This window comes from Colidextribacter sp. OB.20, from assembly GCF_009911595.1.
GTDB lineage: Bacteria > Bacillota > Clostridia > Oscillospirales > Oscillospiraceae > Lawsonibacter.
In genome coordinates this window covers 22,497-42,952 of the sequence record NZ_QWKG01000005.1, presented here as the reverse complement: position 1 = coordinate 42,952, position 20,456 = coordinate 22,497, and the positions used below count along the sequence as shown (strand labels likewise).

Annotated in this window: 22 protein-coding genes; 8 read left to right on the top strand and 14 right to left on the bottom strand. The window is 61.3% G+C overall.

Annotation, left to right across the window (positions count from 1 at the left end):
* Positions 1-29 precede the first annotated feature (29 nt).
* From D1641_RS01585 to D1641_RS01540, 10 genes are all read right to left on the bottom strand, one after another.
* Positions 30-764 carry an AAA family ATPase gene (locus tag D1641_RS01585; RefSeq protein ID WP_160662645.1) on the bottom strand — a complete coding sequence of 245 codons (735 nt, stop codon included), beginning with the start codon at positions 762-764 and terminating at the stop codon, positions 30-32.
* A gap of 119 nt (positions 765-883) precedes the next feature.
* Positions 884-1,603 carry a 16S rRNA (guanine(527)-N(7))-methyltransferase RsmG gene (gene rsmG / locus D1641_RS01580; protein WP_160662644.1) on the bottom strand — a complete coding sequence of 240 codons (720 nt, stop codon included), beginning with the start codon at positions 1,601-1,603 and terminating at the stop codon, positions 884-886.
* A gap of 3 nt (positions 1,604-1,606) precedes the next feature.
* Positions 1,607-1,942, bottom strand: coding sequence for a hypothetical protein (locus tag D1641_RS01575; protein WP_160662643.1), 336 nt, complete (start codon positions 1,940-1,942; stop codon positions 1,607-1,609).
* Positions 1,935-2,327: a large-conductance mechanosensitive channel protein MscL gene (gene mscL / locus D1641_RS01570; RefSeq protein WP_160662642.1), complete on the bottom strand. Its 393-nt coding sequence runs from the start codon at positions 2,325-2,327 to the stop codon at positions 1,935-1,937. Before mscL ends, D1641_RS01575 begins: the two co-directional genes overlap by 8 nt.
* Positions 2,328-2,339: 12 nt before the next feature.
* Positions 2,340-3,107 (bottom strand): PilZ domain-containing protein, encoded by a 768-nt coding sequence (locus D1641_RS01565; RefSeq protein ID WP_160662641.1) that lies wholly within the window; start codon positions 3,105-3,107, stop codon positions 2,340-2,342.
* 34 nt (positions 3,108-3,141) lie between these two features.
* On the bottom strand, positions 3,142-4,443 hold the full coding sequence (gene serS / locus D1641_RS01560) for a serine--tRNA ligase (protein ID WP_160662640.1): 1,302 nt from the start codon (positions 4,441-4,443) through the stop codon (positions 3,142-3,144).
* 233 nt (positions 4,444-4,676) lie between these two features.
* Positions 4,677-5,276, bottom strand: a complete 600-nt coding sequence (locus D1641_RS01555; RefSeq protein WP_160662639.1) for a hypothetical protein — start codon at positions 5,274-5,276, stop codon at positions 4,677-4,679.
* Positions 5,269-6,162: a ParB/RepB/Spo0J family partition protein gene (locus D1641_RS01550; protein WP_160662638.1), complete on the bottom strand. Its 894-nt coding sequence runs from the start codon at positions 6,160-6,162 to the stop codon at positions 5,269-5,271. The genes D1641_RS01555 and D1641_RS01550 overlap by 8 nt, the downstream gene beginning before the upstream one ends.
* Positions 6,163-6,356: 194 nt before the next feature.
* Complete coding sequence (locus D1641_RS01545) at positions 6,357-7,115, bottom strand: ParA family protein (RefSeq protein ID WP_160662637.1); 759 nt, start codon at positions 7,113-7,115, stop codon at positions 6,357-6,359.
* 234 nt (positions 7,116-7,349) lie between these two features.
* Entirely contained in the window at positions 7,350-8,159 is an 810-nt protein-coding gene (locus D1641_RS01540; protein WP_160662636.1) for a ParB/RepB/Spo0J family partition protein, read from the bottom strand.
* 335 nt (positions 8,160-8,494) lie between these two features.
* Between D1641_RS01540 and D1641_RS01535 the strand changes: the two genes are divergently transcribed.
* The 5 genes from D1641_RS01535 to D1641_RS01515 all read left to right on the top strand — a co-directional run bounded on the left by D1641_RS01535 (position 8,495) and on the right by D1641_RS01515 (position 14,488).
* Positions 8,495-9,070, top strand: a complete 576-nt coding sequence (locus tag D1641_RS01535) for a xanthine phosphoribosyltransferase (RefSeq protein ID WP_160662635.1) — start codon at positions 8,495-8,497, stop codon at positions 9,068-9,070.
* Positions 9,071-9,226: 156 nt separating this feature from the next.
* Positions 9,227-10,537, top strand: a complete 1,311-nt coding sequence (locus tag D1641_RS01530) for a BMP family ABC transporter substrate-binding protein (protein WP_160662634.1) — start codon at positions 9,227-9,229, stop codon at positions 10,535-10,537.
* Positions 10,538-10,800: 263 nt separating this feature from the next.
* Positions 10,801-12,384 (top strand): ABC transporter ATP-binding protein, encoded by a 1,584-nt coding sequence (locus tag D1641_RS01525; protein WP_160662633.1) that lies wholly within the window; start codon positions 10,801-10,803, stop codon positions 12,382-12,384.
* A complete protein-coding gene (locus D1641_RS01520) occupies positions 12,381-13,496 on the top strand; it encodes an ABC transporter permease (protein WP_160662632.1) in 1,116 nt (371 codons plus the stop codon). The genes D1641_RS01525 and D1641_RS01520 overlap by 4 nt, the downstream gene beginning before the upstream one ends.
* Positions 13,493-14,488: an ABC transporter permease gene (locus tag D1641_RS01515; protein ID WP_160662631.1), complete on the top strand. Its 996-nt coding sequence runs from the start codon at positions 13,493-13,495 to the stop codon at positions 14,486-14,488. The genes D1641_RS01520 and D1641_RS01515 overlap by 4 nt, the downstream gene beginning before the upstream one ends.
* 99 nt (positions 14,489-14,587) lie before the next feature.
* Here D1641_RS01515 and D1641_RS01510 read toward each other — a convergent pair whose 3' ends face one another.
* From D1641_RS01510 to D1641_RS01500, 3 genes are all read right to left on the bottom strand, one after another.
* Complete coding sequence (locus D1641_RS01510; RefSeq protein WP_160662630.1) at positions 14,588-15,337, bottom strand: helix-turn-helix transcriptional regulator; 750 nt, start codon at positions 15,335-15,337, stop codon at positions 14,588-14,590.
* A 159-nt stretch (positions 15,338-15,496) separates the two neighbouring features.
* Complete coding sequence (locus D1641_RS01505; RefSeq protein ID WP_160662629.1) at positions 15,497-16,129, bottom strand: hypothetical protein; 633 nt, start codon at positions 16,127-16,129, stop codon at positions 15,497-15,499.
* A gap of 14 nt (positions 16,130-16,143) precedes the next feature.
* Positions 16,144-17,367, bottom strand: a complete 1,224-nt coding sequence (locus tag D1641_RS01500; RefSeq protein WP_160662628.1) for a peptidylprolyl isomerase — start codon at positions 17,365-17,367, stop codon at positions 16,144-16,146.
* Between the two features lie 233 nt (positions 17,368-17,600).
* On the opposite strand from D1641_RS01500, the gene rpsF reads away from it, so the two are divergent.
* Genes rpsF through rpsR form a run of 3 tightly spaced genes read left to right on the top strand, consistent with a single transcriptional unit; the run spans position 17,601 to position 18,684 of the window.
* Complete coding sequence (rpsF, locus tag D1641_RS01495; RefSeq protein WP_160662627.1) at positions 17,601-17,897, top strand: 30S ribosomal protein S6; 297 nt, start codon at positions 17,601-17,603, stop codon at positions 17,895-17,897.
* Positions 17,898-17,910: 13 nt separating this feature from the next.
* Positions 17,911-18,399, top strand: coding sequence for a single-stranded DNA-binding protein (locus D1641_RS01490; protein ID WP_160662626.1), 489 nt, complete (start codon positions 17,911-17,913; stop codon positions 18,397-18,399).
* 39 nt (positions 18,400-18,438) lie between these two features.
* Complete coding sequence (gene rpsR / locus D1641_RS01485) at positions 18,439-18,684, top strand: 30S ribosomal protein S18 (RefSeq protein WP_160662625.1); 246 nt, start codon at positions 18,439-18,441, stop codon at positions 18,682-18,684.
* A 245-nt stretch (positions 18,685-18,929) separates the two neighbouring features.
* On the opposite strand, the gene D1641_RS01480 is transcribed toward rpsR, so the two are convergent.
* The gene (locus tag D1641_RS01480) at positions 18,930-20,339 is read right to left on the bottom strand and encodes an MATE family efflux transporter (protein WP_160662624.1); all 1,410 of its coding nucleotides are present in this window, start codon (positions 20,337-20,339) and stop codon (positions 18,930-18,932) included.
* Positions 20,340-20,456: the final 117 nt, after the last annotated feature.

The window sequence follows — 20,456 nt, the reverse complement described above, 5'->3', positions numbered from 1 at the left end:
CAATACCTCCTTAGTATGCTGAATGGCTTCTATCGGATGCGCATGATGGGCACGCGCTGGCCCTCCAGCCGCCTGGCGATATTCCGGCAGGCCAGCGAGGCTCCCCGCTGCCCCCGGCTTGTGAGGGGCTGGCCCAGGTTGGCGCAAAGGATGACCTGAGGGTCCTCCGGCACCACCCCCACAAGGGGCAGGCCGGCGGTGTTCATAGCGTCGTCAATGGTGGCGCGCAGCCTGCGCAGCAGCTTGCTTTGGATTCGGTTCATGACCAGATGGACCTGACGGATGTGGTCCAGCTCGGCCACTGTGCGCTGGGCGTCCCGCAGGGAGGAGGCGTCGTTGGTGGATACCACCAGGACCCGGTCGGCCCCGCAGGTGGCAAGCCGGAAGCCGACGCCCAGGCCGGCGGGGGAGTCGATGAGGATATAGTCGTACATGTCCCGGGCGGTGTCCAGCATATAGCGTATCTTTTCCGGGGTGAGGCTGGCCGGCAGCGCCATGGGGGAGGTGAGCAGAGACAGCCCCTTCAGGTTGGGGTGGTCCACCGCCGCTCTGGCTAAGGGACAGCGCCCCAGGGCCACGTCGGAAAAGTCCATCAGGGCCCGGTCGTTGAGGCCCAGGGAAATGTCCAGGTTCCGCAGGCCGATGTCCATATCGACACACAGCACGGTCCGGCCCATGAGGGCCAGCCAGGCGGCCACGCCGCCGGTGATGGAGGTCTTGCCGGTGCCGCCCTTTCCCGATGTGATGGCAATTACGGTGCCCATGGAAACGACCTCCTTGCTGCAAAGAAATAATATAGCAAAAACCTATGGCCTGTCAACTATTTTTGAAACATATTTTAGAAAAAATTTACAATTTTCCGGATTTCTCCTGAAAAACCTGCCTACAGCGGCTCCTTCTGGATTTTAGCCCACCGGCGGGGGTGGCCCTTCAGGGTGGGAGCCATTTTTTGGATGACAATCAGGCGGTGGGTGATCTCTGTTCCGGGGATGAGGTAGTTGTGAATCCCGGCCACCCTGCCCCCCAGGAGCTGAATGGCGTGGGCCGCCTCGGCCAACTCCGAGTCGCTGTTGGTGGACTTCATAGCCAGAAATTGTCCGCCCACCTTTACAAAGGGGAGACACAGCTCACACAGCACCCGCAGGTCGGCCACCGCCCGGGCGGTGACAAGGTCGAAGCTGTCCCGATAGCCCATTAGTGGGGCGGCAAATTCCTCTGCCCGGCCGTGGAAGGCGGTGATGCTGTCTATGCAGCCCAGGTCCTCATAGACCTCTGAGAGCCAGTCCAGCCGCTTGGCCAGGGAGTCCAGGAAGGTGATGCGCAGAGAGGGGACCAGGATTTTCAAAACCATCCCCGGAAAGCCCGCCCCGGTGCCCACGTCAATGAGGGTCTTGCCCTCAAAATCGCAGAACTTGAGGAGGGCGGCGCAGTCCAGCATGTGTAGCCGGGCCACTCCTTCCGGCTCCCGGATGGCGGTGAGGTTCATTACCTGATTTTTCTCCAGAAGCATTTGTCCGTATTGGGCCAGCTGGGCGGGGGCGTCCTCTGGGACGCGGCCGGTGAGCCCCAGCTCCTCCAGTCCGGCGGAAATAATTTCTTCCATAGCTCAGCCTCCGAAGTTGGACATCAGCCCGGCGATGCCGATGGGCAGCGTGGCAGCGGCCAGCAGCCAACAGACAGCTGCCAGGGCGATAGCGGGCAGCCTGCCCAATTTCCCGGTGGTTTTCCAGGACACCAGGGAGACGATTCCCAGGCCGATCAGCCCGGGGACGGCCAGCAAGGGACCCAGATTGCCCAGGCCGGCGCCGGTGAAGTAGAAGTAGGTGGTCAGGGCCAGCAGGATAACCATATAGACCAGGCCGATCCAGGCCAGGGTCCGCTTTACCGGGGAGGCGGGGGTGTAACCCCGCTCCTGCTCTGTCTTGCGCTTGTCCTCAGGCATTCCCCTTCTCCTTCAGCAGGTCCCGGATCTCAGCCAGCAGCTTCTCCTCGTTGGAGGGCTCGGGGGGAGCGGGAGGGGCCTCCTCCTTCTTGCGGTGGAAGCGGTTGATGGCCTTAATCAGGCAGAACACCACAAAGGCCATAATCAGGAAGTTGAAAATCGCCTGGATGAAGTTGCCGTAAGCGATCTCAGCCCCGTTGATGGTAACGTGCAGCTCTGCGAAGGAGATACTGCCGGTGAGGATACCAAGCAGGGGCATGACGATGTCGTTAATCAGGGAGGTGGTGATGCTGCTGAAAGCCCCGCCGATAATCACGCCGACGGCCATATCCATCACATTGCCCCGGGAGATGAACTGCTTGAACTCTTCCATAAATTTTTTCATGCCGCTGCCTCCTTACCTGTCCTTTTTGTAGCCGCTGTTGAACCAGCTGCCCTCCTCTGTGCGCAGGTGGGTGTCTCTGATGCCCATTTGCAGATTATAGAGGGTCTTGTTCAGGGAGGTAATCTCCTGCTCGGTGAGCTGGGCAAAGAGGATGCCATACCAGAACACGCCGGGGGTGTGCTCAGTGCAGCGGACGATCTGTCCCAGAAAGGTGAGGGGGGCGTAGTCCTCCAGTTTCACCCGGATGCGGACGACCTCGTCCTCCATATGGATATACTCCGACTGGAGGCAGCAGCCGCCGATGCTGATGTTAACCAGCTGGCAGGCCTCCGGATTTCTAAAGTTCTCGTCGTCCTTTCGGTAGAGGGACAGGGGGGCGTTGCAGGGCAGCCGGAAGGTCTCCCGGTTCTCCGCGTGCCGCTCTATTTTCAGATTTTTCAGGACGAGGGAGGTGCGGGTGGACTCCTGGACCGTGGCGCTCAGGCAGATGGGCAGCAGCTTTTTGTCATAGCCGCTGAGGCTGACCTCGCTGCCCAGGGTGCTGACCTTAAAGGACAGTTCGCCGGGCAGGCGGCCCAGAGTCAGGGTGTCCTCTGTGCGGCTGACGATCCGTCCGGAGAGCAGGGGGTCGCCCTCCCTGGTCATCACATCCAGACGCATTCCCTCATACAGCTCTCCTGAGGGGGCGCTGTCCGGCTGGCGGCCCACTCGGTCCGCAGGGTCCTGCATCAGCTCTTCCTCATCATCGTCATCCCGGGAGAAGAAGTTAAAAATACTCATGATATACCGCCTTTTCCATCGTTGTGTTGTGGGCTTACTGCTTGGGAAGCATGACCTCCAGGCCGCCCATGTAGGGCTGGAGGTCCTTGGGAATCCTTACGCTGCCGTCAGCCTGGAGGTTATTCTCCAGCAGGGCGATGAGCATACGGGGGGGCGCTACCACGGTGTTGTTCAGGGTGTGGGGCAGGTAGGTGCCCTTCTCGCCCTTGACCCGCATCTTCAGGCGCCGGGCCTGGGCGTCACCCAGATTGGAGCAGGAGCAAACCTCAAAATACTTTTGCTGACGGGGGGACCAGGCCTCGATGTCGCAGGATTTTACCTTCAGATCGGCCAGATCGCCGGAGCAGCACTCCAGCTGGCGGACGGGAATGTCCAGAGAGCGGAACAGCTCCACCGAGAACCGCCACATCTTCTCGTACCAGGCCATGGAGTCCTCGGGCCGGCAGACCACGATCATCTCCTGCTTCTCAAACTGGTGGATGCGGTAAACCCCCCGTTCCTCAATGCCGTGGGCGCCCTTCTCCTTCCGGAAGCAGGGGGAGTAGGAGGTGAGGGTCTGGGGCAGGGAGTCCTCGGGGATGATCTGGTCGATAAATTTGCCGATCATGGAGTGCTCGCTGGTGCCGATGAGGTACAGGTCCTCCCCCTCAATTTTATACATCATGGCCTCCATGTCGGTCTGGCTCATGACGCCCTCCACCACGTTGCCGTGGATCATGAAGGGGGGGATGCAGAAGGTGAAGCCCTTGCCGACCATAAAGTCCCGGGCGTAGGCCAGCACCGCCTCGTGGAGGCGGGCCACGTCGCCCATCAGGTAGTAGAAGCCGTTGCCGGAGACCCGGCCGGCGGCGTCCATATCCACCCCGTTGAACCGCTCCATGATCTCGGTGTGATAGGGGATCTCAAAATCGGGGGTGACGGGCTCGCCGAAGCGCTCCACCTCCACGTTGGCTGAATCGTCGGGGCCGATGGGGACGGAGGGGTCAATGATGTTGGGGATGACCAGCATGATCTTCCTGATCTGCGCGGCCAGCTCGGCCTCCTTTTGCTCCAGCTCGGCCAGCCGGCCGGCGTTGGCCTTCACCTGGGCCTTGGCCTCCTCGGCCTCGGCCAGCTTGGAGGGGTCCTTCTTGGCCTGGCCCATGAGCATCCCCACTTTTTTGGCCAGGGTGTTCCGGGCGGCCCGGAGCTCGTTGGCCTCAGACATCGCGGCGCGGTTTTCCTCGTCCAGGGCCAGGACCTGGTCCACCAGGGGGAGCTTTTCCTCCTGGAACTTCTTTTTGATGTTTTCCTTTACAGCCTCGGGATTCTCCCGGATAAAGCGAATGTCCAGCATGGTAATTCTCTCCTTATTTGTTATTTATCCTGTGCCGCTACAGGCGGCACCCAAATCGAAGCCCAGCGACTGCGCAGCCGTTGGCGGCTTTGCCGCCTTACGGATGCGGCGTACCCCTTGCGGGTAAGCGGGTTCGATTTGGAGAGACGGAGCAGCGTAATGAGCGAGCTTTCGGCTTTAGCCGGAAGCAAGGGATATGAAGCGTGCGACGGCGATGTTCCACGTGAAACATTTTATTTGATGATTTTATCCCGTATCTCCATATACCGATCATAGGGGGAGAAGCGGTCGGTGTCAGTGGTGTTCTCCCGGGGCAGGTGCTCCTGGAGCCCGGCTGCCTCCATAGAGGTGATGAGCTCCTTGCAGAGGGCGTTCCGCCCGCGGGCGTAGGCCTCGTTAATCTGCCAGAACCAGTCCATCGCCTGGCTGACCTGGGTCAGCTGCTCCTGAAGCTGGATGGTCTGGTCCTCCAGGATGGAAATGTTGTCCTCCAGCTTGGACTGGTCCGCCTGGAGGTCCTGGACCTGCTGCTTCAGGCGCTCGTTCTCGGTAAGCAACCCCTCCAGACGCTGGACGGCGGAGACGGACTGCTGCTGCAGGTCACTGATGTCGGCCTTGTCCTGTTGCTGCTGCTGCTCGAACTGCCGCCGCTCCATCATGAAGGTGTACAGCAGCAGCACCAGGGCGGCCGCGAAGAGGATGGTAATATATTGGAATACCGACCGCTGGCGGCGGCGCTGCTGGCCGCGGCTGGAGTGGGAGGCCAGGGGGGGCGGGGCGCCGGACTCCTGGGCGGGCCCCTGTGCCGGCAGCTCCTCGAAGTTTTCAGCCATGGGGGACACCTCCCCCGGTGTTCAGGTGCTGGAGCAGCGCTAAGAGTGTTTCCAGATCCTGATCATTGTAGTACTCCAGCTCAATCCGGCCCTTTTTCCCCTTGTGGGCGATCTTCACCTTCCGCCCGAGGCGGCCGGACAGGTCTTTCTCCAGCTCTCCCAGATAGAGGGAGAGGTCAGGGCCTTCGGCTTTGACCTTCTCCTTCTTCTCCTTCTGGAGGGCTCTCACCAGGGCCTCCGTCTGCCGCACCGACAGCTGGTCCTGCGCCACCTTTTTGGCGGCCTCCCGCTGGAGGGCGGGGGTGGGAGCGCCCAGGATGGCCCGGGCGTGTCCGGCGGAGAGGGCGCCCTCCTCCACCATGGTCATGACCTCGTCGGGCAGTGCAAGCAGGCGCAGGGTATTGGTGATGGCCGGGCGGGACTTGCCCATCTGCTGGGCCACCTGCTCCTGGGTGAGGCCGTAATCCTCCATCAGAGTCCGGTAGCCCCGGGCCTCCTCGGCGGGGTTCAGGTCCTCCCGCTGGAGGTTCTCAATGAGGCCCAGCTCCATCACCTTGCGGTCGTCCGCCTCAATGATGACAGCGGGCACCTCCTGGAGCCCGGCGGCTTTGGCTGCCCGCCACCGCCGCTCCCCGGCGATGATCTGGTAGTAGCCGGTGGACAGCCGCCGCACCGTCAGGGGCTGAATGATGCCGTGGACCCGGATGGACTCGGCCAGGTCATCCAGGGTCTCCTGGTCGAAGCGCTTCCGGGGCTGATTCAGACCGGGCTCCACCTGGGAGATGGGCAGGGTCATTGACCCCTCCCCCTGGGCCGGCAGCTCCGGATCGCCCAGCAGGGCGTTCAGTCCCCGGCCCAGACCCAGTTCTTTCGTTCGTTTTGCCATATTGTTACCTCGCAGTGTATTCTTGTTCTTTCCTTTTAAAAAAGGAAAGAACCAAAGGAAAACTTTTAGGAAAAACTTCGTTTTTCCTCTGTCTTGCCCCGGGCGCTTTTTTATATGGGAGCGGAGAGCAAAACGGAGTTTTGCGGGAAAGTTCTTTTTCGGTTCCTTTTTCTTTCAAGAAAAAGGAACAAACCCTACGTCCCCCCTGCGCACATCTCCTCGGCCAGCAGCTTATAGGCCTCGGCCCCCCGGGAGTAGGGGTCGTAGGCGGAGATAGGCTTGCCGTGGCTGGGAGCCTCAGAGAGCCGGACATTCCGGGGGATGACGGTGGCGTAGACCTGGCCGGAGAAGTGGCGCTTGACCTCCTCCGCCACCTGGAGGGACAGGTTGGTCCGGCTGTCGAACATGGTGAGCAGGACTCCCTCCATGGTCAGGGGGGGATTCAGTTTCCGCTTTACCAGCCGGACAGTGGCCAGCAGATCACTCAGCCCCTCCAGGGCAAAGTACTCGCACTGAACAGGCACCAGCAGAGAGTTGGCGGCGCACAGGGCGTTTACGGTGAGCAGCTCCAGAGAGGGGGGGCAGTCAATAAAGATAAAGTCGTAGCGGTCTGCCAGGGTGGTCAGAGCGTTTTTCAGCAGCATCTCCCGATTGTCGATGCCGATCATTTCGATGCCCGCTCCCGCCAGCGCCTTGTTGGAGGGCAGCAGGTCGCCGAATTTGGTGGAGACCACCGCCTTGGCCGGGTCCGCAGCGCTGATGAGCAGGTCGTAGACATTGGGGGAGGCGGTATTCTTGTCCACCCCCATGCCGGAGGTGGCGTTGGCCTGGGGGTCGAAATCGCACAGCAGGACCCGCTTGCCCAGGTCGTGGAGAGCGGCGGTGATATTAACGGTGGTAGTGGTTTTGCCCACTCCGCCCTTTTGGTTGACAACGGCGATGATCTTAGCCATGGATAGGCCTCCTATGTGGTCGAACTGTAAAAAGAGTTGTGCAACTTTATATTATAGCAACGGCAGGAAAAGATTTCAACTGTTTTTAGAGAAAAATAAAAAGGCTCCTGAAAAGGAGCCTTTACTGCCGAAGCGGGTTCGACCTGGAGAGGGGAGCGGCGAAATGAGTGCGCCCTCGCGCTGGCGGAAATCGGAGGATGTAAAGATTAGGACGACAATGTTCCACGTGAAACATTACCCCGCCCGGCGGGGAATATGGATGGTGAGGGTGATCTCCTCATCGCTGTCCTGGCGGCTGCACTGGGCGTTAACCCCGGCGGAGCGCATGATATCCAGGCTGTGGGTGATGGTGTTGAGAAAAAGCCGGACGTCCTTTACAATAAAGGTGGGCTTCTTTCGGGAGGGGGCGGGCCGGTCCTTCAGGATACTGTCCACCAGGGCCTCGGTCTGGGCCACGGTGAGGCCCTGCTCCAACGCCTGACGGGCGGCCTCCAGCTGCTGCTCCGGGGTTTCCAGCCGGAGCAGTGCCCGGGCGTGGCGCTCGGTGGCCCCACCGTCCCGGAGGAGGGCCAGCGTTTCAGGGGACAGCCTCAGCAGCCGCAGCTTATTGGCTACAGCGGACTGGCTCTTTCCGATGCGCCGGGCGGCCTCCTCCTGAGAGACATGAAAGGTGTCGATGAGCCGACGCAGGGCCAGGGCCTCCTCCCAGAAGTCCAGGTCACGGCGCTGAAGATTCTCCACCAGAGCCAGCAGGGAGGAGGACTGGCTGTCCGTCTGGACGGACAGGCAGGGAACTGTGTCCAGCCCGGCCAGCCGGGCGGCCCGCAGCCGGCGCTCCCCGGCCACCAGCTCCCAGCGGCCCTCCTGCCGGCGCACGGTCAGAGGCTGGAGAAGACCCAGCTCCTGGATAGATCGGGCCAGCTCCTCCAGCTCAGATTGGACAAAGGTGCGCCGGGGCTGGTGGGGGTTGGGGAGGATGACGTCCACCGGAAGAAAGAGCACCCGCCCGCTGTCAAATAGTCCTTTTTTTTGCAGTGGCCACATAGATAAGACCGCCTTTCTTTTGTAAATGCTCTGGAAATAGTTTACCATAAAATGGAAAATATACCGTCGAACACCGGCGATGAACTGGAATTTCCTGGGAAAGATACCCCGGCGTCTCAGGAGGAGGAACGGTGCCGGCAGAAGAATGGGGGAAAATGATGAAAAAGAAAAAACCTGAGGCTGAAAATTGTACAATATTTGGCGAAAAAAAGATTGCAAGAAGGGAGCGGTTCCTGTAAAATGAAAATGTATTTCCTTCTCAGGAACTCTCATGAATTGACGTGGCCCGTGGTGCTCTTCGGGCCGCTGTTATTTTCAGAAAGGCGGTGGAGGCCATGGAGCTGCTGAAGCAGCGCATCCGGAAGGATGGCACGGTGAAGGGAAACGACGTGCTGAAGGTGGACAGTTTTCTGAACCACCAGATGGACGTTGCTCTTTTTGAGGAAATCGGCAAGGAGTTTCTGCGCCGGTTTGACGGCTGCGGCGTGAACAAGATCCTGACCATTGAGGCCTCCGGCATCGGGATTGCTTGTGTCACGGCGCAGTTTTTTCACTGCCCTGTGGTTTTCGCCAAGAAAAGCCAGACGAAGAACATTACCGGCGAGGTGTACGCCACAAAGGTGGAGTCCTTTACCCACGGAAAGGTGTACGACGTGATTGTCTCCAAAAAATTTCTGGGACCCAGAGATAAGGTGCTCATCATCGACGACTTCCTGGCCAACGGCGCCGCCCTGGAGGGGCTCATCGACCTGGTGAACCAGGCCGGGGTCCAGCTGGCCGGAGCGGGCATCGTGATCGAGAAGGCTTTCCAGCCCGGGGGCGACCGTCTCCGCGCCAGCGGGGTCAAGGTGGAGTCGCTGGCCCGGATCAAGTCCATGAGCGAGGAGCAGGGTGTGGAGTTTGCGGACTGACCCGTAGGGGGCGGTCTCTGCGCCGCCCCGTCAATCAGGGCATATCCAAGCGGGGCGGCACAGAGGCTGTCCCCTACAGAATGGTTAAAACCGGCTCTCCGGTTTTAATATATAAGGTAGGAAATGAAACGAATCGTACTTTAAGGAGGAAAAAGAATGAAGAAATTTCTTGCGCTGGCTCTGGCCGCGGCCATGAGCCTGTCCCTGGTGGCCTGCGGCGGCAATAACGACAGCCAGGGCGGCGGCAGCTCTTCCAAGGCCCCTGGCTCCGCCAGCAATCCCGGCAGCAGCTCCGCTGCCCCTGTCGGCGACGCCGACTTCAAGGTGGGCGCCGTCTACATCACCAGCCAGAACGACGTGGCCGGCTACACCTTCCAGCACCACAACGGCATCACCGCCGCCATGAAGGCCCTGGGCCTGAACCCCGCCGACCTGATCGTGGTGGACAATGTGCCCGATAACGACGACACCGCCGTGGCCAACGCCATCGACACCGTGGTAAACCAGGGTGCGGACATCGTCTTTGGCATCTCCTTCGGTTATATCCAGCCCATGGCCGACAAGTCCGAGGAGTACCAGGACGTCATCTTCTCCCACGGCACCGGCTACCTGGCCAACGAAACCAACTTCAACAACTACTTCGGCCGCATCTATCAGGCCCGCTATCTGGCCGGCGTCGCCGCGGGCATGAAGAGCCTGGAGCTGGGCAACAACAGCATCGGCTATGTGGCCGCCTTCAACCGGCAGTACGCCGAGACCTGCTCGGGCATCAACGCCTTCGCTCTGGGCGCCCAGTCGGCCAACCCTGACGCGGTGGTCCACGTAAAGACCATCGACACCTGGGGCGACGAGGCCCTGGAGAAGCAGGCCGCCCAGGCCCTGGTGGACGCCTACAACTGCTGCGTCATCTCTCAGCACTGCGACTCTGCCCAGCCTCAGCTGGTGGCCGCTCAGAACAACATCTTTGGCTGCGGCTACAATTCCGACATGACCGAGCAGGCCCCCACCGCCCACATCACCGCCGCCATCTGGCACTGGAATGTCTACTACCAGACCGCCATCCAGGCCGCCATGGACTGCAACGGCGACGCCTCCAAGTTTGTGGAGAATATGGGCGGCAACGCTTACTACGCCGGCCTGGCCGAGGGCTTTGTGGATGCCTCCCCGGTGAATGAGGCCACTGCCGCCCCCAACACCACCGCCGTCATGGACGCCGTCCGGGAGCTGATCGTCTCCGGCGAGTGGGATGTGTTCTCCGGCGTGAAGCTGAGCTACAACATCGGCGAGGACGGCTCTGTGGAGATCGTCAAGACCGACGCCCCCCTGATGTCCGACGGCAAGCAGCTGGTGGACGGCCAGCTGGTGGATATGGAGCCCGAGGTGGTTCCCGCTGGAGGCCCCTCCGTGGACGACGGCGTTATCAAGGGTTCTATGAACTATAACGTGGCGGGCGTCGTGGAGGGCTGAGCCTCCCGCCCATTTAACGCAGACCCGAACCGGGCCGGCCGGATATTCCCGGCCGGCCCGTGATTTATTAGAAGGGAACCGGAGGGGGATGTAGGGGCGCATACCATGCGCCCGCCGGTTATGCATCGGAGACAGGCGGGCGGATGATATCCGCCCCTACAGAAGGAGACTGTAGGGCGCGACGACCCGGCGCGCCGCTGCGGAAGCATTTTCAGATTACGGCGCGCCGAGGTCGTCGCGCCCTGCAAAAAGGAAGGGGAGCTATGGAGCAGCAATACGCCATCGAGATGCGGGGCATCTGCAAGAGCTTTGGCAGCGTGGCCGCCAACAAGGATATCAACCTGAACGTAAAGCCGGGAGAAATCCTGGCCCTGCTGGGGGAGAACGGCTCGGGCAAGACCACCCTGATGAACATGCTGTCGGGCATCTACAAGCCGGACAGCGGCTCTATCCTTGTGGACGGCCGTGAGGTGAGCATCAACTCCCCGGAGGACGCCAAGAAGCTGGGCATTGGCATGGTCCACCAGCACTTCAAGCTGGTAGACGTGTTCTCGGCTGCGGACAACATCTGGCTGGGGGACGACAAATCCGGCCAGGTGCTGAAAAAGGACCGCTACGACGTCATCCGCGACATGGCCCAAAAATTCGGCTTTGACATCGACCCCCGGAAAAAGGTGTACAATATGGCGGTGTCGGAGAAGCAGACCCTGGAGATTGTCAAGGTGCTGTACTACGGGGCGAAAATTATTATTCTGGACGAGCCCACCGCTGTGCTCACCGTCCAGGAGACGGCAAAGCTCTTCGACGTCCTGCGCCGGATGAAGGCCGAGGGCCACGCCATCATCATCATCACCCACAAGCTGAACGAGGTGCTGGAGATCTCCGACCGGGTGGCGATCCTCCGGAAGGGGGAGTATATTACCACTGTGGACACCGCCTCCACCAGCGAGCAGCAGCTCACCGAATACATGGTGGGCCGAAAGGTGGAGCTGAATATCGACCGCCCGGAGGTGGACAAGACCCGGCCTCTCCTTGAAATCCGGGACCTGACCATCAAAAACGACGAGGGCGCGGTGGCTATTGACCGTGTGAACTTCTACATCCGGGGGGGCGAGATCCTGGGGGTGGCCGGCATCGCCGGCTGCGGCCAGAAGGAGCTGTGTGAGGCCATCGCTGGCCTGCGGCCCATTGAGGGCGGGATGATGATTCACCAGGGAGATAACATCGTGGGGCTCAGCCCCAAGGCCATTCTGGCCAAGGGCATATCCATGTCCTTTATCCCCGAGGACCGGCTGGGCATGGGCCTGGCTCCCTCCATGTCCATCACGGACAACATGCTTTTAAAGAAATATGACCAGGCCAAGGGGCCCTTTGTGGACCGGAAGCTGGGCCGGGCGGAGGCCAGGCAGGTGATTGCCGACCTGGAGATTGTCACCCCCTCCACCGAGACGCCGGTGCGCCGGCTGTCCGGCGGCAACGTGCAGAAGGTGCTGCTTGGCCGGGAGATCAAGTCTGGGCCCAACGTGATTGTCACCGCCTACCCCGTCCGGGGGCTGGATATTAACTCCTCCTACGCGATCTACAACATCCTGAACACCCAGAAAAAGGACGGCGTGGGCATCCTCTTTGTGGGGGAGGACCTGGACGTGATGATCGACCTGTGCGACAAGATCATGGTGCTCTGCCACGGAAGGGTTATGGGCGTGGTCCACGCCCACAAGACCTCCAAGGAGGAGCTGGGACTGATGATGACAGGCGCTTTGGACCTGAGCAGCAAATATGAGGATAAGCCCGCCGGCATTGCCAGAGACAGCCGCATTGAGGAGAGCAGGGAGGTGGAGGAATGAAAAACCGTCAACCCCTTTTCCACGTGGTGAAACGGGACCACGACAGCCCGGGCCGGCAGGTGCTGGCCTATGTGGCGGCGGTGGTGCTGGCCCTGGCCGTGGGTGCGGTGCTGCTGGCGGTCCAGGGGGTGGAGCCGGTCACCTTCTATAAGCAGATGCTCACCATGGGCATTCCGGGCAGCCGTTACCCCTGGCGGGCGGTGGAGAACTTTATCCGCCTGTTTGTCCCCCTGCTCATTGTCTCTCTTGCCTTGGCGCTGGCCTTTAAAATGCGCTTCTGGAACATCGGCGGCGAGGGCCAGTTCATCATGGGAGCCTTCTGGGCGGGCGTCGCCGCCATGAAGCTGGGGGAGACCCTGCCCCAGCCCGCCATGGTACTGGTGATGGCGGCGGCCGGAGCCCTGGGGGGCGGACTGTATGGGGTGTTTGTGGCGGCACTGAAGGTGAAATTCGGCACCAACGAGACCCTGCTCACCCTGATGCTCAACTATGTCGCCCTGTATTTTGTACAATATTTCGCCGAAACCAAGGCGGCCTGGAACTTCTTCCTGGACGCGGAGTCCGCCCGGCCCAAGTTCGCCAAGTTCCCGGCCAGCGCCCAGATGATAACCATCCCCGTCGGGCCCTTCAACCTGAACCTGACCCTGCTGGCGGCCATCGGGCTGGCGGCGCTGCTCTTCGTCTACCTCAACTACACCAAGCGGGGCTATGAGATCGCCGTGGTGGGGGACAGCCCCAATACCGCACGGTACGCCGGGATGAAGGTGGGAAGGATCGTCATCCGCACCATCTTCCTCTCCGCTGCTCTCATCGGCATGGCGGGGGCCTTTCAGGTGTCCTCCGCCGGCATCATGTCCGCCTCCCCCACCAACGACGTGGGCTGGACCGGCGTGGTGGTGGCCTGGCTGGCCAAGCTGAACACCGTGGGCATCGTAGTGGCCTCCCTGCTGATTACCGTCCTTCAGTTCGGCTGTCAGGCGGCCAGCACCACCTACCCCTCTATCGACGCCAATTTCGCCAAGCTGCTCCAGGGCGTCATCCTCTTTATTGTGCTGGCGGCGGACTTCTTTACCCGGTTTAAGCTGGTCCGCAGAAAGGAGGCGGCCAAATGAACGACTCTGTCAGTGTGCTGACCCTGTTTCTGTTTAACATTGTTCTGGTGAATATCCCCCTGCTCTACGGTACTGTGGGGGAGATTTTGGTAGAGAAATCGGGCAGTCTGGACCTGGGCGTGGAGGGCACCATGGCAATCGGCGCCATCTTCGGCTATCTGGCCGGATGCGCCGCCGACAGCCTGCTGGTGGGACTGGCGGTCTCCTTCCTGACGGCGGGGCTGTGCGGTCTGCTGTTTGCGGTGCTCACGGTCTCATTCCAGGCCAACCAGAACGTCACCGGCCTGACCATCACAACCTTCGGATTGGGGCTGTACTTCTTTGTGGGCAAGGGCATCGGGGAGAAGTGGCCCGCCATGACCAGCTCCTCCGCCCTGGTTGACGGCTTTGCCCCAGTGGAGCTCCCCCTGCTGTCCAAAATCCCCATGCTGGGCAAGGCCTTCTTCTCCCAGAACCTGCTGGTCTATCTGGGGATCGGGACGGCGGTGCTGGTATGGTGGTATCTCCACTGCACCAAAACCGGCCTGCGCCTGCGGGCGGTGGGGGAGAACCCCGGCGCCGCCGACTCGGTGGGGGTAAACATTGTGCTCTATAAATTTGCCCATCTGATTGCCGGCTCGGGCATTATGGGTCTGGGGGGCTTCTATATGGCCCTGTATATGAGCGGCTCCTTCGAGGGCTCCAACTGCTGGATCAACGGCTACGGCTGGATCGCCATCGCCCTGGTGATCTTCGCCAACTGGAACCCGGTGCTGGCTATTCTGGGCACCCTGGTTTTCGGCTTCTTCAACACCCTTCAGATCTACGCCGGCGCCCTGGCCGGCGCCTTCCCCGGCGCTCTGGGCTGGCTGGGCTCCGTCCCGCCCCACCTGCTCAAGGCCCTGCCCTTCCTGATTACCGCCATCGTCCTGATTGCCTCCTCCATCCGGGCCCGGGAGGGCTCCGGACAGCCCGCCGCCCTGGGGATGAACTATTTCCGGGAGGAGCGGTGAATTTGTTCCTTTTCTTGAAACAAAAGGAACCGAAAAGAACATTAGCTGCCTGAAATAGAACGCGCAGGAGCGCCCCAAATCGGGGCGCTCCTGTCATTGTTAAGCCTGCTGTGCCGTCTGGGGCTGAGGGGCGCGGCTCTTCTTTTTACGGGAAAACCAGAGGCGGCCCAGCTGGAAGGTGATAACGCAGAGCATATGGAAGAAGATGGTAATTTCGTCACACAGGACCAGGCCGATAAACATACGGGCGGGGTTGGGAGGAAGGACCGCCTCGAAGGTTTGGACGCCGCCCCAGGCGATTAAATCGTACAGCCGCCAGAGCAGGGGAGGGGGAAACAGCAGCGGAAACAGGCCCAGGAGCAGCGCGGCGGCGGCTATCAAAAGGGAAGTCCGTGTTTTCGCGGGCCAGCGGCGGTCATACCAGGCGAAGCACAGGCCGATGGCGCAGGCTATAAAGACGTGTAGAACCCCGGTAAAGGTAAGGAAGCCCGAGCGAAAGGAGGTTGCGTACCAGGAGATATCCATAAAGAACAGCGCCAGGTCGGTCAGGAGGATTGCCGCCAGCATCCGCGCAATCAGCTTCCTCCGGGGGATGAGGCTGGGGTCGAGCTCCGGCGGTGGGGCGGGTGCGGGCTCCGGCGGGGCCTCCGTCTCCACGCCGTTGAGCAGGTCGTCCACCGGCACGCCGTACAGCCTGCTCAGCGCCAGCAGGCTTTCCGCCGAGGGCAGGGCGGCCCCCGTCTCCCATTTGGAGACGGTCTGCCGGGAGACCCCCAGGGCGTCAGCCAGGTCGATCTGGGACAGCTCCTGGCGTTTTCGATAAAAAGAGAGCGTTTCTTTCATATCCATAGCGGTCTGCCTCCTGAACAAGATAGAGTGGATGGATTGACTGCTTCCAGAATAGCAGTTTTCTCCCCCTTTTGCAACCAACTTTAGTTTACATTGCCCGCCTTTCGGAGAAAAAAGAGGAGCGCCCCGGTGGGGGCGCTCCTTTTCCACGAGGAAGGCTCAGGTCAGCAGTATAGCGTATTCCTGATAATAGACCTCCACCGGCAGTCCGGCGTACTGCTCTCTGATGTGCCGGATGGCCTCATCGGTGGCGGCCCCTATGCTGACCACGTTGTTCCGCTCGTCAACGCCGGCGCGGGACCAGCCGTCGCAGGAGGCGGTGATCTCCTCCTTAAGATCCCAGAGGTCATTGTAGGAGTGCTCCGCCTGAACATAGACAACGGCGTCGGGGCGGGAAAAGTATTTGTCATACTCGGCGGTAACCTTAGCGGAGCAGTCGGTGAGGGCCATGCACAGCAGCCAGTTTTCCCGGTCCACCCAGGCCCCAGCGAAGGTGTCGGGGTAGAGGTAGCCCCTGGTATCATCCCAGTCAAGCTGCTCCTGGAACTCGTCGTAGGAGGTGAGGGCGGGAGGCTGGTAGGCGTTCATGATCTCGATTTCCTTCTGGGAGTAGAACGGCTTTTCAGGGAAGTCCTCGGGGCGCAGGGGAGCGGGGTCGCCGAAGGTCTGGGAGGAGCTGGCGGCGGGCGGCTGGGGCGCGGAGGCATCCGGAGCCTGCTTGGGCTCAGAGGCGGCGCAGGCGGTCAGGGCCAAGGCGGCCGACAGCACGGCCAGAGCCAGTAATTTTTTCATTTTTGCTCCTTTCGTCAGCTCTGGCCTCCGTTAGAGGCATCTTCCCGGGACTGGACGGCGTCGACCTCCTGGCGGATCGCGGTCCGCAGGGCGGTCAGCTTCTCCCAGATGTCGGCAGGGTCCAGCTTGTCAAAGTCGGCGGTCTTTTCCACCCCCAGCTCCTCCAGCCACTGGTCGGCCTTGGCCTGCATCCCGTCGGTGATCACCTCGTCCCGGTAGTCAGCGGGGTCGATGGGCAGGCGGAGCATAATGTGATAGCCGTAGTCGGTCTCCACCACATCGGAGATGTCTCCCACGTCCAGGGCCAGGGTGGCCTCCCGGAAGCCGCCCACCAGGGAGTCCTGGGCGTTGAAGATATAGCCGTTGGGGTTGGCAGCCAGGCCGCCGTCCTCGCTGTTCTCCTGCATCAGGGTGTCGAAGAGGCTGATGGGGTCCTCCGCCGCCCGGAGCTGGGCCAGCAGGTCGTCGGCGGTGGCCTTCTTCTGGGCGATGGTCTCCTCGTCCAGGGACTCCTGGGTGTCCTGATCCATGGTCATCAGCAGGATGTGCTTCACCCGGAAATAGCCGCCCTCATCCAGCCAGGCCATGACCTCGGCGTCGGTGGGGTAGCTGTCGCTGTCCACGCCGAAGTAGCGGTCCTGGAGCTTGGCGTAGAGGTCGGAGGCCTGGTTCAGGGAGATGAGCAGGTCCTGATTCAGCAGCTGATCCCAGAGGATATGGGTGACCACCTCCTCGCTGCCCAGCTGCTCCACCATGCCGGCAAACTCCTGGTTGGCGCTCTCCGGGATGGCGGGGTCGGGGGAGAGCCCCTCCCGGCCGGCGATGATGGAGAAGGCGCGGTAGGTGGCGGCGGTGTTCAGGGCGCTGTCGATCATGCGGCTGGCGATGGTGACGCCCTCCCCCACATCGGTGTCCCAGGGGATATTGACGGATAGGCCGCCGAACTGGTCCAGGTAGCTGTCGGTGGTGCGGGACAGCCAGTAGAGCAGCTCGGCGGCGGTGATGTCCTCCCCGCCTACCTTAGCCACCACTGCGTCGCCGGCCAGGCCGGACACAGTCAGATAGGGGTCGGTCACCTTGGTCAGGTCCATCTCCTGGAGCTGGGAGCTGTCCCCGGCGGAGCTGGAGGCGCCGGAGGAACCGGAGCCCTCCGGATTCTTTTTTCCGCAGCCAGCAAGCGCGGTGAGGGTCAACAGGAGGGCCAGAGACAGGGCCCCAATGCGTTTTGAAATCTTCATGTCCGTTTCCTTTCTTTGCCGAGAAAATTGGCAGGTAAATATTATACCATAAAAACCCGGCGCTGACAAGCTTCCTTTGGGGAGATTGGAAGGGAGTACTCCCAAATTGGAAAAAATGCTTGACTTTTTGGAAATTTCCGATATAATAATTAAGCCTGTCTCCATCGGGAGGCAGTGACATCCTTGCTCCCAAGGAAAATTGGGGGCCATAAGTCCATAAGGAGGTGCAAAACATGGCAAAAATCAATGCAAACTACGAGGCAGTCTACATTCTGAAGCCCGAGCTGAGCGAGGAGCAGATCCAGGCTCTGGTGGAGCGGTTCAAGGGTGTGGTCGAGGCCAACGGCACTGTGACCGAGGTCGATGAGTGGGGCAAGCGCCGGCTGGCCTATCCCATCCAGGACCTGATGGAGGGCTACTATGTGCTGATGACCTTCACTGCCGCCGCCGCCGTCCCCGCTGAGCTGGACCGTATCTTCCGGATCACCGACGGCGTGATGCGCTCCATGATCGTCTGCAAGGACGAGTAAGGAGGAGCGGCAAGTGCTGAACAAGATCTTCATTATGGGACGCCTCACCCGGGACCCCGAGCTGCGGCGGACCCAGACCGGCACTCCGGTGGCCTCCTTCTCCCTGGCTGTTGACCGGGATTTTAAGGACAAGTCCACCGGCGAGCGGGCTACCGACTTCATCGACGTGGTGGCCTGGCGCCAGACCGCCGAGTTCGTCACCCGCTACTTCACCAAGGGCCGCATGGCCGTGGTGGAGGGTCGGCTGCAGATCCGGGACTGGACCGACAAGGAGGGCAACAAGCGCCGCTCCGCGGAGGTTGTTGCGGACAACATCTATTTCGGAGACTCCAAGCGGGACGGCGACAGCGGTTACGCCTCCGGCGGCTACGGCCAGGACCGGGGCTACTCCGCTCCCCCCGCCAGCGCCCCCGCCGACCCCTTCGGCGGCTACAGCGCTCCCCCCGCAGACGGAGATCAGTTCTCCGCGCTCTCTACCGACGACGGCAATCTGCCGTTTTGACTTTGACCCATTAGAGGTCGTAAAAAGGAGGTTAATTCCATGGCTATGGAACGGGAAAACAAGCCCATGCGGGGCCGCAAGCGCCGCAAGGTCTGCGCCTTCTGCGCCGACAAGGTGGAGCAGATCGACTATAAGGATGCCGCCAAGCTGCGCCGCTTCATCTCTGAGCGGGCCAAAATTCTGCCCCGCCGTACCACCGGCACCTGCGCCATGCATCAGCGCCAGCTGACCGAGGCCATCAAGCGGGCCCGTCAGATCGCCCTGCTGCCCTACGTCACCGACTAAAGTAACGAAACAGAACCCCCCGCCTCAGGACGGGGGGTTCTGACTGTAAAAAAGTGCAAACGGATTAGAATGCGCAAAAAGCCTCCTTTTCCCTGCAAGGGGGACGGGAGTTTTGAGCTCTCTGTAGGGCGGGACGACTCGGCCCGCCGTATTGCCGCCTGATTCGGCGGCGCGCCGAGGTCGTCCCGCCCTACGAACAGAAACACAATCCTCAGTCAGCCGATCAAGGCACTCTGCTTTTCCGTTCAGCGGTGCGCCCCGGCCTTGAGGGGGACGGGCTGGACTGCGGGGGCCTCCTCTGCGGGGACGCTGGGATAGAGCCGGCGCAGCCGGGCGATACAGAAAACGCAGGCGGGGACCAGGAACAGGTCGGCGCACACCCAGGCGGCGGGGCCGGCGGCACAGGCGGCGGCGTAGCCGAACGCAGGCACCAGCCACAGACCCGAGGCGGTGCGGGCAATCATCTCCATCACCCCGGCCAGCACGGCGAAGGAGCTGAAGCCCATCCCCTGGATGGCGAAGCGGACGATATTCACCAAGGCCAGGGGGAAGAAAAAGACCGCCTGAATCACGATGTATTCGCTGGCCAGCTCCAGAAGCAGGGCTGCCTCGGTCTCAGTGGGGTCCAGGAAGAGCATGGAGCACTGGGGGGCGAAGAGAAGCATGGCCCCCAGTGCCAGGATGGAGTAGCCCAGGCCCAGGATGACGCAGGAGCGGATGCCCTTGGACAGCCGGTCCAGCTTGCAGGCCCCGGTGTTCTGGCCGCAGTAGGTAGCCATAGTGGCCCCCATAGCATCCAGGGGGCAGGCCAGCAGGTGGAATAGCTTGGTTCCCGCCGCCACGGCGGCCACGTAGAGGCTGCCCAGGGTGTTCACCGCAGCCTGGAGGATGATGGAGCCGATGGCGGTGATGGAGTACTGCAGGCCCATGGGAATGCCCATGGAGCACAGCACCCCACAGTAGTGGAGATCCAGCCGCCGTTCCTCCCGGGTCATGCGGAGGATGGGGTAACGTTTGGCCATATAGACCAGACAGGCTGCGCCGGACACCCCCTGAGACATCACCGTGGCGATGGCGGCTCCAGCGACGCCTGCCTCAAACCACAGAATCAGGGCGAAATCCAAAGCGATGTTCAGCATGGAGGACAGGGCCAGGAAGTATACTGGAGTTCTGCTGTCCCCAAGGGAGCGGATGATGCCAGCGACCATGTTGTAGAGGAAGATGGCGGGGATACCCATGAAAATGATGAAGATATAGGTGTAAGCGCCCTCAAAGATGTCCTCCGGGGTACGCATCACGGTGAGGATCCACTGGCACAGCAGGCCGGTGGCCGCCGTGATGACAAGGGCGAACAGAACGGACAGCCGGGCCGCGTTGGCCACATAGCGGCGCATCTGGGCGTACTCCCGGGCGCCCATCCGCTGGGCCACCGGGATGGCGAAGCCGCTGCACAGCCCTGTGCAGAAGCCGATGACGAAAAAGTTGATGGAGCCGGTGGAGCCCACTGCCGCCAGGGCGGCGGAGCCCAGCAGCTTGCCCACGATCATGGCGTCTACCATATTATAAAGCTGCTGAAACAGCATCCCGAACAGGGTGGGCAGGGCGAAGCCGATAATCAGCCGCATAGGATTGCCGCGGGTCAGGTCCTGAGTCATGGTATCACTTCCTTCGGAGAATCTCCGCACTATTATAGCCATCCGCCCCTGTCCTGGCTAGCGGCTTTTTGACGGTTTTGCCCCTCCTATCCTGCAAAAATTTCATCAAAATACAAA